Annotated in this window: 13 protein-coding genes; all 13 read right to left on the reverse strand. The window is 66.6% G+C overall.

What is annotated here, in order from left to right:
* Nucleotides 1-52 precede the first annotated feature (52 nt).
* Nucleotides 53-1,096, reverse strand: coding sequence for a diguanylate cyclase domain-containing protein (locus ACTPOI_RS21295; RefSeq protein WP_440112477.1), 1,044 nt, complete (start codon nucleotides 1,094-1,096; stop codon nucleotides 53-55).
* Between the two features lie 127 nt (nucleotides 1,097-1,223).
* The gene (locus ACTPOI_RS21300) at nucleotides 1,224-1,769 is read right to left on the reverse strand and encodes a methylated-DNA--[protein]-cysteine S-methyltransferase (protein WP_440112479.1); all 546 of its coding nucleotides are present in this window, start codon (nucleotides 1,767-1,769) and stop codon (nucleotides 1,224-1,226) included.
* An 85-nt stretch (nucleotides 1,770-1,854) separates the two neighbouring features.
* Nucleotides 1,855-2,760 (reverse strand): SDR family oxidoreductase, encoded by a 906-nt coding sequence (locus ACTPOI_RS21305; protein WP_440112481.1) that lies wholly within the window; start codon nucleotides 2,758-2,760, stop codon nucleotides 1,855-1,857.
* A gap of 206 nt (nucleotides 2,761-2,966) precedes the next feature.
* On the reverse strand, nucleotides 2,967-3,902 hold the full coding sequence (locus ACTPOI_RS21310; RefSeq protein ID WP_440112483.1) for a glutathione S-transferase family protein: 936 nt from the start codon (nucleotides 3,900-3,902) through the stop codon (nucleotides 2,967-2,969).
* 30 nt (nucleotides 3,903-3,932) lie between these two features.
* The gene (locus tag ACTPOI_RS21315; protein WP_440112485.1) at nucleotides 3,933-5,603 is read right to left on the reverse strand and encodes an isovaleryl-CoA dehydrogenase; all 1,671 of its coding nucleotides are present in this window, start codon (nucleotides 5,601-5,603) and stop codon (nucleotides 3,933-3,935) included.
* A 24-nt stretch (nucleotides 5,604-5,627) separates the two neighbouring features.
* On the reverse strand, nucleotides 5,628-6,092 hold the full coding sequence (locus ACTPOI_RS21320) for a GNAT family N-acetyltransferase (protein ID WP_440112487.1): 465 nt from the start codon (nucleotides 6,090-6,092) through the stop codon (nucleotides 5,628-5,630).
* A gap of 2 nt (nucleotides 6,093-6,094) precedes the next feature.
* Nucleotides 6,095-7,111: an NADP-dependent oxidoreductase gene (locus ACTPOI_RS21325; RefSeq protein WP_440112489.1), complete on the reverse strand. Its 1,017-nt coding sequence runs from the start codon at nucleotides 7,109-7,111 to the stop codon at nucleotides 6,095-6,097.
* A 93-nt stretch (nucleotides 7,112-7,204) separates the two neighbouring features.
* Nucleotides 7,205-7,636: a PaaI family thioesterase gene (locus tag ACTPOI_RS21330; RefSeq protein ID WP_300454685.1), complete on the reverse strand. Its 432-nt coding sequence runs from the start codon at nucleotides 7,634-7,636 to the stop codon at nucleotides 7,205-7,207.
* Between the two features lie 147 nt (nucleotides 7,637-7,783).
* On the reverse strand, nucleotides 7,784-8,578 hold the full coding sequence (locus tag ACTPOI_RS21335; RefSeq protein WP_440112492.1) for an SDR family oxidoreductase: 795 nt from the start codon (nucleotides 8,576-8,578) through the stop codon (nucleotides 7,784-7,786).
* Nucleotides 8,579-8,801: 223 nt separating this feature from the next.
* Nucleotides 8,802-9,011, reverse strand: a complete 210-nt coding sequence (locus ACTPOI_RS21340; RefSeq protein WP_440112494.1) for a hypothetical protein — start codon at nucleotides 9,009-9,011, stop codon at nucleotides 8,802-8,804.
* A gap of 1 nt (nucleotide 9,012) precedes the next feature.
* The gene (locus tag ACTPOI_RS21345) at nucleotides 9,013-10,875 is read right to left on the reverse strand and encodes an acyl-CoA dehydrogenase (RefSeq protein WP_440112496.1); all 1,863 of its coding nucleotides are present in this window, start codon (nucleotides 10,873-10,875) and stop codon (nucleotides 9,013-9,015) included.
* A gap of 119 nt (nucleotides 10,876-10,994) precedes the next feature.
* A complete protein-coding gene (locus ACTPOI_RS21350; protein WP_440112498.1) occupies nucleotides 10,995-11,525 on the reverse strand; it encodes a PaaI family thioesterase in 531 nt (176 codons plus the stop codon).
* Between the two features lie 3 nt (nucleotides 11,526-11,528).
* On the reverse strand, nucleotides 11,529-12,704 hold the full coding sequence (locus ACTPOI_RS21355) for an acetyl-CoA C-acyltransferase (protein WP_440112500.1): 1,176 nt from the start codon (nucleotides 12,702-12,704) through the stop codon (nucleotides 11,529-11,531).
* Nucleotides 12,705-12,790 lie beyond the last annotated feature (86 nt).

Here is a 12,790-nt window from a genome sequence, read left to right on the forward strand (position 1 = left end):
CCGGGCCACAACCGTGGGTCAATTGCCGGGCAGGTTCCTGAGCGCGCTGTCGTCAGTCCGCGGGCGAGCTGCCCGGCGCCACTTCAATGCAATGCCCGCCGCGTTGTTTGGCCTGCCGCAGCGCTCGGTCCGCGGCACGCAGCAGATCCTGCGGTGGCTGCTCGCGCAGCGCGACCATGCTGGCAACGCCCAGGCTTGCGGTGACCCGCCCCTGTGCGCTGCCCTCGTGCGGCAGCGCCAGTGCGTCGATGGCAGCGTGCACCGTCTGCGCAAAGGACAGCGATGCAGGGCCATCGGAGCCCGGCATCAGCACCATGAAAACATCGCCTTCCCACCGCGCGGCCACCGCGCCACGCGGGTCTTGCGCCGCGGCTTGCGACAGCGCGGTGGCCAGCGCCTGCAGGCAGCTGTCGCCCGCCAGGCGGCCGTAGTGCGTGTTGAAGGACTTGAAGGCGTCGGCATCCATCATCACCAGCGCCAGGGGCGCCGCAGCGCGTTGGGCGTGGGCCCAACCTGCTGCCAGCATCGCATCGAAGTGGCGCCGGTTGGGAAGCCCCGTCAGCGCATCGGTGTGCGCCACCTGCTCGCTTCGCGCCTTGACTTCGGCCAGGGCTTTGGTGCGCTCGTCCAGCTGCACCTGCAGGTCGCGGTTGCGCCAGTACAGCTCGTCCAGCGTCGCATCATTGCCCGGGGCCGCGGTGCCGTGCGGAATCGAGATGCTGCTGTGCACAATCTTCCAGTCGTCGGCCGCTTCAAGGCGGAACACCAGCACCAGCCGCGCGGTCTGGCTGGCAAAGCTCACGTCGGGCTCAGGCAGGTGGATGTGAAAAAAACCGGTGGCGGCCACCAGATCAGGCGCCAGGTCCTGCGGGTGGAAATCCAGCATCTCGATGCGGATGTGCCCGGGCACCACCGCGAAATCCTCCAGCGTGAGATCCACCCAACGGCTGCGCTCTTTCACGATCTCGTCGCCACTGCCGGTAAAACCGCTGAAGCCGTCGCCGAAACGCGAGAGCAGCCGTGCGTCACGGTGGGCGTACATCGCGATGTATTCGTCGAAGAGCATACGGATGAGCCGGTGGCGCTCAGTGGGCATGTGCGGGCGGATGTTTGCAGACGGTGGTATGGGGCGGCAGCAGGTGTGCGAAACAATGTAACACCAGGCTACATGTCCTCACATCCGGAGCAGCCCGTGCAATGGTGGGGCGCTGCGGCGCGCCTCGTCACGAATGGTCCGGGACACCAAACAGCGGCAGCCCCGCGTGGCCCAGTGCGCCCTCGATGGCGAGCATGCGCAGCTTGGTGGCCGCGCCGCCCTCGGCGGAAAAGCCGCCGGGCTGCCCGCCCCTGGCCAGCACCCGGTGGCAGGGCACCACGGGCGCGAACGGGTTCATGCCCAGGGCCCGCCCCACAGCGCGTGCAGCACCGGGCTCGCCCAGCGCGCGGGCCACATCGGCGTACTCCACGGTGGTGCCAGGCGGTATGCGGCGCGTGATGTCATACACGCGCTGCTGGAACGGCGACAGGCGCGAGTGGTCAAGCGCCACGTCGCGCAGATCACGCGGCTCGCCGGCCAGCAGTGCCTGCACACCGTCGATCGCGGCCAGCACTGCGGCGGGCGCTGGCTGACCGCCGTCAGCACATTGCGCGGGTGCGTTGCGAAAAAGCCGTGTCAGCGTGTCGTCATCGCTGGCCTCGGGCAGCTGCACGGCCTGGATGCCGCCCGGCGCCCAGGCGATGCCGCAGCGGCCAAAAGCGGTATCGAACAACCGATGGCCGTAACCGCCGCACACTAGGGCGGCGGTTACGGCAGGGCCCGGCGCCGTGCTGGCTGGCTTCACAACGCCTGTGTCATCAGTCGGCGCGCAGCGCAGTGCGCAACTGGGCACCCAACTCTGGCTTGCCTGCAAACGGGTCGGTGGGGTTACGCATCATCACGACGTCTTCCATCCGTGTCTGGACCGAGGCCAGGGCCTTGGGGTGGCTGTAGATGTAGAACTGGCGCTGGGCCGCTGCGTCAAACACCTTCTGCGCCACCTCGGCCGCCGTGACCTTGCCGCTGGACACCGCCTTGTCGCTCATCGCCTGGCCAATCAGCTGGCTCTTGGTGGGCTTTTCGACCGCCAGGTCCTGCGGCCGGTTGCGGTGGCTCTGGCTGATACCCGTGGGCACGAAATAGGGGCACAGCACGCTGGCGCTGATCTGGTCGGTGACCAGCGACAAGTCCTGGTAGAGCGTTTCCGACAGGCTGACCACGGCATGCTTGCTGACGTTATAGATGCCCATGTTGGGTGCATTGAGCAGCCCCGCCATGCTGGCCGTGTTGACGATGTGGCCACGCCAGGCGGGGTCGGCCTTGGCGGCAGCCAGCATCATGGGCGTGAACAGGCGCACGCCGTGCACCACGCCCATCAGGTTCACGCCCAGCACCCATTCCCAGTCCTTCACCGAGTTTTCCCAGACCAGGCCGCCCGCGCCCACGCCGGCGTTGTTGAAAACCAGGTGCGGCGCACCAAAGCGCTGCTGCACATCGGCGGCCAGCTGCTCCATCTGCGCGGCGTTCGATACATCGACCTTGCGGGCCAGCACCTGGCTGCCTGCGGCCTGCGCCTCGGCGGCGGCTGCGTCCAGGGCGTCCTGCTGCACGTCGATGAGGACAAGGTTCATACCCAGCCTGGCGCCAATGCGCGCGCATTCCAGGCCAAAGCCCGAGCCAGCGCCGGTAAGAACGGCGGTTTTGCCGGAAAAGTTGTCGATCATGGTTTTTGTCTCCTGGAGGTATGTGGTTGGGGTCGATCCGTGAATCAGTGGAGGCGCTGGCCTTTTGCAGCGTTGGCCCTGAGCGTGTAGCAGGGCTCTTTACGCTGTGCCCTGGCTTCGACAGGTTCAGCCCGAACCGGTGGGGTAAACGCGGTGGGTCTTGTGTGGTGTGGTTTTGCAGGGCAGTACTGAAGAGCAAAAGTCCCTCAGGCCGCCACAGCTCGCAGCGCATAACCGATGCGCGGAAAGTGCACATGCACCGTGCCCGCGCGCGGGTCGGTGCGACGCAGCGTGTAGCGGGTGCGGGTGGCGGCGATCAGTTCGCCTTCGGTCGGCTCGGTGCCAAAGCTCTCGGCCGCAATCGTGACCTGACTGCCCAGCGGGATGCCGTGCTCGTCCTGAAACACGTCGCCCACCAGCGGCAAGGGCTCGGTGCCGGCCGCCACGGTGATCGCGTCCTGCGCACTGAACTTCTCCATGCGGCCATGGCCCACGGCGGCCATGCGGTCCATCCACTCCAGCACGGCGGGGGTGGCGGCAAAGATCTCCGACATCAGCGGCACGCACTGGCGCGTGAACCACAGCGGGTGGTAGGCGGCAAAGTCGGCCACGCAGGGTTCGGTGCCAAACAGGAAATCGTGCTCTTCGACCATGTGGGCGATGCGGCGCAGGTACGAGCGGTAGGCGGCGGTGGCGTCTTCGGGCCGGTGGCGCTGCATGCCGCCGCTCATGGCGCGGCGGTCGGCAGCAAACACCTGGGCCGCTTCGGCGGGCAGCTGCGCAAACAGCACGGCGGCGCCTTTGGGCTGCAGGTTGTAGGCCATGGCAGCCCAGAACAGCGTGGTGTCGGCCCACTGGGCAAACACACGGACCACGCCCTTGAGGTGAGGCGGGTACAACACCGGCTCTGGCTGCTCGTGCTCCAGCACATCGCAGATCAGGGCCGAGTCGCAGTAGATGTCGGCACCGATCTGCAGGAATGGCGTCTTGCGGTAGCCGCCCGTGAGCGCCACCACGTCGGGCTTGGGCATGACGCTGGGGATGATGACCGACTTCCAGGCCAGTTGCTTGTAGCCCAGCGCCAGGCGGATCTTTTCGGAGAACGGCGACGAGGGGTAGTGGTGCAGGATGAGGTGGGACATGGAGGTCTCCAAAAAAAATGTCAGGCCCGATCAGGCCGGGAGTGCGCGCGACAGGATGGCGTCCAGATTGACGCCCGCGCCCAGCGTGCCAAAGCTGTAGCCCCAGTCGCCGGACAAACGCGAGTCGCAGAAGGCGCGGAACACAGCACCAGGCGCACTGCGCAGCAGCAGCGCAGCCTGCATGGCCAGGGCCACGTCCTGCGCCAGGCGACGGGCCTCGGCCTCGGTGGTCATGGCGTCCACGCGCAGCGGCAGTGCGCCTGCCAGGCGATCCAGCGCTGGGTGGGAGCCGCGTGCTGGCGCCAGCTCTGCGGCCAGCGCGGCGGCGGTGTCGGCGCGGCGCACGGCGCGCATCAGATCAAGCGCCATGATGTTGCCTGCGCCTTCCCAGATGGAGTTGAGCGGCATCTCGCGGTAGATGCGGGCCATCACGCCTTCGCCGCCCTCTTCCACGTAGCCGTTGCCGCCCAGGCATTCCATGGCCTCTTGCGCAAACACGCTGCCGCGCTTGCAGACCCAGAACTTGGCCACCGGCGTGAGCAGGCGGGCCATGATGGCTTCGTGCTCGCTCTGATCCTTTCTGTCAAACGCGCTGGCGAGCCTCATCGAAAGAGCGGTAGCCGCTTCGCTTTCCAGCGCCAGGTCGGCCAGCACGTTGCGCATCAGCGGCTGCTCGATGAGCTTCTTGCCAAAGGCCGAGCGCTGGCGCGTGTGGTGCAGCGCAATGCTCAGTGCCTGGCGCATGAGGCCGCTGGTGCCAAGAGCGCAGTCGAGCCGCGTCATGGTGCCCATCTCCAGGATCTGCGCCACGCCCCGGCCCTCCTCGCCCACGCGCCAGGCCATGGCGTCGATGAACTCGACCTCGGAGCTGGCGTTGGCGTGATTGCCCAGCTTGTCTTTGAGGCGCTGGATGCGGACGGAGTTCACCGTGTCGTCCGGCAGCACGCGGGGCAGGAAAAAGCAGGTGAGCCCGCCCGGCGCCTGCGCCAGCACCAGAAAGGCGTCGCACATGGGTGCCGAGAAAAACCATTTGTGCCCCGTCAGCCGGTAGCGCGCACCCCACGCGTCCTCGCCATCGGGCACGGCCTGCGTGGTGTTGGCCCGCACGTCCGATCCGCCCTGCTTCTCGGTCATGCCCATGCCCATGGTGAGCGCAGATTTTTGCGAGTACAGGGCCAGACGGGGGTCGTATTGGGTGCCTGTAAGCCCCTGGCTCCAGTCGGCCCACACGGCGGCGTTGCCACGCAGCGCTGGCGTCACGGCATAGCTCATCGACACCGGGCACAGCACCGAAGGCTCTGCTTCCGTAAACAGCATGAAGCCCGCCGCGCGCTCCAGGTGGGCATGGGCGGTGTTCTGCCGCGTCCAGGGCGTGGCGTGCAGGCCGTGGCGCAGGGCCGCGCCCATCAGCGCGTGGTAGCTGGGGTGGAACTCCACCACATCGGTGCGGTGACCGAAGCGGTCATGCGTGCGCAGCTGCGGCTTGTGCGTGTTGGCCAGGCGCGCATGCGTCTGCATGTCGGCCGAACCCATCTCGGCCCCCAGCGCCGTGAGGCCATCCAGAGGCAGGCCCGGAGCATGCAGGCGCAATGCAGATTGCAGCGGCGCGTTGGTGGTGAACAGGTTCACATCGGCCCAGGTCGTGCTCTGGTTGAACACGTCATGGGTGCGGGCGAGGGAGGCAACGGGCATTGGCGTCATGGCGGCTCCTTGGGGCGTGCGGCTTCACGCGCTTTTCAGCATCTCGACGTGGGGAATGTCGTCTTCGAGGTATTCGCCGGACACCGCCACAAAGCCCAGGCTGCCGTAGAAGAGCTGCAGGTGGGCCTGCGCGCTGATGCGAATGCCCTGCCCCGGCCATGTCTGGTGGCAGCGCGCAATGCCCTCCTGCATCAGCGCCCGGCCCGTGCCATTGCCCCGCGCCTCCCTGGCGGTGACCACGCGGCCGATGGAAGGCTCGGGGTAGTTCACCCCCGGGTCCGCCACACGCAGACAGGCTTGCAATGCGCCTGCCGCGTTGTAGCCCAGCAGGTGGTACGACTGCTTGTCCGCCGCGTCCGGGTCCTGGTAAGGGCCCTGCTCCAGAATGAAGACCTTGCAGCGCAGCGCGAGCGCATCGTGCAGGGCGTGCACGCCCAGGTCATCAAAGCGGGCCCAGACCCAGCGAAGATTCGGCGCCGCGCTGCCCATGTTCAGATCAGTTTGACGAGCTGCTTGCCGAAGTTCTTGCCCTTGAGCAAGCCCAGGAAGGCTTCGGGTGCCGCGGCAATGCCCTCGGCCACGGTCTCGCGCGGGCGCAGCTTGCCGGTGCCCACCAGCATGCCCAGTTCCTTCAGCGCCTCGGGCCACACTTCCATGTGCTCGCTCACGATGAAGCCCTCGACCTTCATGCGGTTGATGAGGATGAGCGCGGGGTTCTGCATCGGCAGTGGCTGGCCATCGTAGCCGGCGATCATTCCGCACACCGCGACGCGCGCGAAGGCGTTGGAACGCAACAGGACCGCATCCAGGATGTAGCCGCCCACGTTTTCAAAATAGCCGTCGATGCCGTTCGGGCACGCTTCCTTCAGGGCCTTGGACATGGACTTGAGATCGCCGTGCTCGCGGTGGTCGATGCACACGTCAAAGCCGAGTTCCTCGGTGGCGTACTTGCACTTGTCGGGGCCGCCCGCAATGCCCACCACGCGGCAGCCGCGGGCCTTGGCCAGGGCGGCAAACGCGCTGCCCACGGCGCCCGTGGCGGCGCTCACCACCACGGTTTCGCCCGCCTTGGGCGCAATGATCTTGACCAGGCCATACCAGGCCGTCACACCGGGCATGCCGACTGCGCCCAGGTAGTGCGACAGCGGCACATGGGTGGTGTCGACCTTGCGCAGCGCACCCACGGCGTTGCCGTCGACCACGCTGTATTCCTGCCAGCCGCCCATGCCCACCACCTTGTCGCCAACGGCGTATTTGGTGTGCTTGCTCTCGGCCACCTCGCCCACGGTACCGCCAATCATCACTTCGCCCAGGCCTTGCGACGCGGCGTAGCTCTTGCTCTCGTTCATGCGGCCGCGCATGTACGGGTCCAGGCTCAGGTAGTGGTGGCGCACCAGCACCTCGCCATCCTTCAGCGCCGGCGTGTCGGTGGCGACCAGCTTGAAGTTGCTGGCCACGGCCTCGCCCTGCGGGCGGTTGTCGAGAACGATTTGCTGGTTGCGTGGCATGAAAAAGCTCCTTCAGGAATGAATACTATAAAAATGATAGCTGCCAACCCATATGAATAATGCGCTAGCGGCTGTTTTGACCATAGAACCGGCTCAATCGGTCGAAATCACCTTGAGCCCGTTGGCGCTGCGGCTGTCCACCGGCAGGCGGCGCACGTACTTGAAGGTTCCGGTGGCATGGCTGCATACCTTGCCCTGGGCGTCGTACACCGTGCCTTCGGTGAACGCCATGGTCGCCGTGCGGTGAATGAGCCGCCCCTTGGCCACCAGCGGGCCGCGGGCGGGCTGCATGAAGCTCGTCTTCATCTCGATGGTGACCACGCCCATCTCGGGCGTCACGCTGCGCGCCGCCGTGGCCATGGTCACATCCAGCAGCGTCATCGACGCCCCGCCGTGCGTCACCTCGAACGAATTCAGATGCTCGGGCTTGGCCTCGTAGCGCAGCTCGGACTCGCCGCCCTCCATGCGATGCAGCGTGAAGCCCAGGTGGCTGACAAACGGGATTTCGACACCAAAACTGATCAAGACGTTTTCCTCAAAACACGGAACGCAAAAACTGGCGCGGCCCTGGCGAGGGCAGCCGAGCAAGGGCCGCCCCGCAGCGAGGGCTGCGTCCACCTTCCCGGCGAAGCCGAGAGAAGGGGGAAGCGGCGCAGCCGCTCAGGGGGATGCTCACCCACCTGTCACGATACTCACCCCACCATCCACCGCCAGCCACTGGCCGGTAATGTGCTTGCCCGCGTCCGACGCGTACAGCGCGCACAGGCCCTTCAGATCCTCATCGTCGCCCAGGCGGCCCAGCGGGGCGTGGGCGGCCAGCGCCTCTTCGCCCATGGCCTTCAGCGTGCCCACCGTCATCTTGCTGGGGAAAAAGCCCGGGCAGATGGCGTTGACGCGGATGTTGTACTTGCCCCATTCGGCCGCGAGTGCACGGGTGAAGTTGATCACCGCCCCCTTGGAGGTGTTGTAAGCAATGGTGTTCATGCCCTTGGGGTTGCCGCCCAGGCCGGCGATGGACGCCACGTTGATGATGCTGCCGCTCTTGCGCGCGATCATGCTGTGCTTGGCGATGTGCTGACTCAGGATGAAGTAGCCGCGCACGTTGAGGTTCATCACCTTGTCCCACGCGGCCACCGGGTGGTCCTCGGCGGGCGAGCCCCAGGCAGCACCGGCGTTGTTGACCAGGATGTCCACGCCGCCCATGCGCTCGAGCGTCTCGTCCGCCAGGCGGCGGATGTCGGCCTCGTTGGCGCAGTCGGCCGCGATCCAGCGGGCGTCGATGCCTGCGGCCTGCAGATCGGCGGCGGCCTCTTCCAGGTCGGATGCCTTGCGCGAACTGAGCATGATGCGCGCGCCGGCCTCACCCAGCGCATGCGCCAGTTGCAGGCCCAGGCCGCGCGAGCCGCCGGTCACGAGGGCCGTCTTGCCGGTCAGGTCAAACAGTTGCTGGATGGTGCGTGTGGTCATGGTGTCTCCTTGCGTTGAATGTTTTGTTGTCGGTGGTTACTGGGCCAGCGCGGTTGGACCTACATCGGTAAGCCCTCGATTGCGCGCTGCATACGCTTGCGGCATTGTGCGGTGGCTGTGCCGCGTGCAGTGTCGCTTGGGCGGCTCCACCGCAGCGTTACCGCCCTGCCCCGCCTTCAGGCACATATTGCAACCTGCGGACCCGAGCGGCGCAGCGGCAGCCTCAGCCCCCCGCGTCTGGCTTGAGGCGCGCGCGCACTGCAATCAGCACCACGCCTACCGCAGCTGCCAGGCCACCGGCCACGGCCAGCGTCCAGCCCAGTGCGCGATCGGATCGGGCCGTAGCAATGCCCAGCACCAGCGTGAGCAGGCCGCCATAGATCAGCACCCAGATGAGCGTCTGCAGGCGCTGCAGGGTTTGCGGTGCAGCCATGTCAGAACGCATCTTCGGGGAAGGCTGCGCAGGTGTCGTCGCGGGTGCTCACCACCTGCAGCCAGGCGCCAATCTTGGGCAGCTCGTAATGGAAGAAATAGCGCATGGCACCGATGCGCCCGGCGGTGGAGGTCTGCGCCTGGTCTGCATCGGCGGCCAGTGCGGCCAACGCGACGTCGAGCCAGATCCAGGCCAGCACCGTATGCCCAAACGCCTGCATGTACGGCACGGCATTGGCCAGCGCATCGGCCGGCTGGCCGGTGGCCCAGGCCGCCTTGGTGGCTGCGCCCACCTGCTGCAGCGCTGCACCCAGCGCATTCGCGTGCGCGGCCAGCGCGGGCACCTGGATGGCGCGCTCGATGGTGGTATTGATGCGACCGGCCAGCAGCGTCAGGCCACGGCCGCCTTCCATCAGGACCTTGCGGCCCAGCAGGTCCATCGCCTGGATGCCGTGGGTGCCTTCGTGGATCATGTTCAGGCGGTTGTCGCGCCAGTACTGTTCCACCGGGAAGTCGCGCGTGTAGCCGTAGCCGCCGTGGATCTGGATGGCCAGGCTGTTGGCCTCCAGGCACCACTCGCTGGGCCAGCTCTTGGCGATGGGCGTGAGCACTTCCAGCAGCATGCGGGCGTCGTCGGCCACCGCGGCCTCGCCGGTGTGCATTTCATCCACCAGCCGCGCGCAGTACAGGTTGAGCGCCAGCGCGCCTTCACCGTAGGCCTTTTGCGCCAAGAGCATGCGCTTGACGTCGGCGTGTTCGATGATGCGCACCTGTGGCTGCGCGGCATCCTTGACCACTGCCGGGGCGGCACCGGCAGCCGCCTTGGGGCCCTGCACCGGGCGGCCCTGCGGGCGGTTGCGTGCGTAGTCCAGGCTGGCGTAGTAGCCGGCCAGGCCGAGCATGGTGGCGGCCATGCCGACACCGATGCGGGCCTCGTTCATCATGTGGAACATGCATTGCAGGCCCTTGCCGGCCTCGCCCACCAGGTAGCCCACAGCACCGGCCTGCCCGTCCACCGGGTACTTACCTTCGCCAAAGTTGAGCAGCGTGTTGGTGGTGCCGCGCCAGCCCAGCTTGTGGTTCAGGCCCGCCAGCGCCACATCGTTGCGCACGCCGGTGAGGTTGCCTTCGGTATCCACCAGCTTTTTGGGCACGATGAAGAGCGAGATGCCCCTGGTGCCGGGCACCAGCTTGCCATCAGGCCCGGGAATCTTGGCCAGCACCAGATGGATGATGTTGTCGGTCAGCTCATGCTCACCAGCCGAGATCCACATCTTGTTGCCCTTGAGGCGGTAGCGTGGTCCCAGGGGGTCCGCCTCGAACCCCTCGCCATCAGGCACGGCGCGCGTGGCCACGTCGCTCAGCGACGAGCCCGCCTGCGGCTCCGACAGGCACATGGTGCCCGAGAAGCGGCCTGAAAATTCATTGAGCGCAAACACCTTCTTTTGCAGCTCGGTGCCGTGCACCATCAGCAGGTTGGCATTGCCCACCGTGAGCAGGCCCGATCCGATGCTGACCGAAGCTGCTGCAAAAAAGCTGTTGGCCGCCGCCTCCACGGTGTAGGGCAGCTGCATGCCGCCAATGTCGTAATCCTGCGCCGCGCTGAGCATGCCGGACGCGGCATACGCCTTTTGCGCATCGTGCGTGCACTGGGGCAGCGTCACCTTCTCGCCGTCAAAGTGTGGCTCTTGCGTATCGACCGTGCGGTTGAAGGGCGCGTACTTCTCGCGGGCGATGCGCTCGCAGGTGTCAAGCACGGCATCGAAAGTGTCGCGCGAGTGGTCGCTGAAACGCTCACGCTCGGGCAGTTGCGCAGCCTGAAGCCACTGGTACAGCAGAAAGTCGACGGTGGGGCGAAGGCTCATGGTATTTCAGGGCAAAAGTGGGCTGAGGCGCTTACGGAATAAGCACCTTCAGCTATGAAAAAAGGAGTGAAAGCATCCCGGTGGAACATGGGGCATGCTCAAGTCGCTTACGCCAGCAGTCAGTCAGGGCGGCCGGCCGCCTGGGCGCTGACGTCACTGGCCGTACCAGGGGGCTTACTGCCTTCACGCGGCGGCAGCGCGACGATGGTGCCCTGCGCCACGGCGCACAGCTTTTCAACGCCGCCATCCACCGCAAACACATCGCAGCGGCACACCGCCTGCGTGCGGCCGTGGTGCACGGCGTGGGCGCGTGCAATCAGCAGCTCGCCCACGGCGGGGCGCACATAGTTGATCTTGAACTCGGACGTGATCACCGGCACCCGCATGGCCGTCCCGCCAGCGTAGGTCAGCGCGTTGTCGGCCGCATAGCTGACCACGCCACCGTGCGCAAAACCATGCTGCTGCAGCAGGCTGGGCGTGATCGGCACATGCAGCTCGCACTGGCCGGGGGCCAGCGCGTGCAGGTGCGCACCAATCAGGGTGCTGAACGACTGGCTAGCCAGCACCGCGCGGCCACGTGCCAGGAAAGCCTCGGGCGAATCGGCCGCCGAAGGGCTGCCGGGCGCCAGGTTCAAAGGCTCTCCGGCCATGGCTCAGAACACTTCGAAGATGCCGGCTGCGCCCATGCCGCCGCCAATGCACATCGTCACGCACACCTTCTTGGCGCCGCGGCGCTTGCCTTCGATCAGCGCATGGCCCGTAAGGCGCTGGCCCGACACACCGTAGGGGTGGCCCAGGGCGATGGCGCCGCCGTTCACGTTCAGGCGGTCAGCCGGGATGCCCAGCTTGTCGCGGCAGTACAGCACCTGCACGGCAAAAGCCTCGTTCAGCTCCCACAGGTCGATGTCCTGCACCGTGAGGCCGAGCTTCTTGAGCACCTTGGGCACGGCGAACACTGGGCCAATGCCCATTTCGTCAGGCTCGCAGCCGGCCACTGCAAAGCCGAGGAACCGGCCCAGGGGCTTGAGGCCCTTCTTGCTGGCGTACTCTTCGCTGGCAATCACGCAGGCACCGGCGCCATCGCTGAACTGGCTGGCATTGCCTGCAGAGATCAGACCGCCCGGCAGTGCCGAGCGCAGGCCGCTGATAGCCTCTACCGTGGTGCCTTCACGCGTGCCTTCGTCTTTGCTCACGGTGACCTGCTTGGTGATCAGGCCGAGGGTCTTGTCGGCCACACCGGCCGTCACCGTGATGGGGGCGATTTCGGCATCGAACAGGCCGGCAGCCTGGGCCGCGCAGGCCTTTTGCTGGCTGCCCGCACCGTACTCGTCCATGGCTTCGCGGCCGATGTTGTAGCGCTTGGCCACTTGCTCGGCGGTCTGCAGCATGCTCCAGTAGATTTCGGGCTTTTGCTTGGCCAGGGCCAGGTCCTGGATCATGTGCAGGTTCATCTCCTGCTGCACGCACGAAATGCTCTCGACACCACCGGCCACGAAAACATCGGCCTCACCCGCGATGACGCGCTGCGCAGCCATCGCAATGGTCTGCAGGCCAGACGAGCAAAAGCGGTTGACCGTGACACCGGAGGCGGTAATGGGCAGGCCGGCCTTGAGCGCGATCTGGCGTGCGATGTTGCTGCCCGTGGCGCCTTCGGGCGTGGCGCAACCCATGATGACGTCGTCCACGTCGGCACCGTCGATGCCGGCGCGCTGCACGGCGTGCTGCACGGCATGGCCGCCCAGGGTGGCGCCGTGCGTCATGTTGAAGGAACCCTTCCAGCTCTTGGCGAGCGGGGTGCGGGCGGTGGAAACAATCACTGCGGAGGTCATGGGGAAATCCTTTCAGGGGTGGAACGCACGGAAGGCCGCCATGGGGCGCGCCTTCGGTGCGGCTTCACTGCATCAATCGGTGGTGT

The sequence above is a fragment of the Acidovorax sp. BL-A-41-H1 genome, assembly GCF_051942715.1.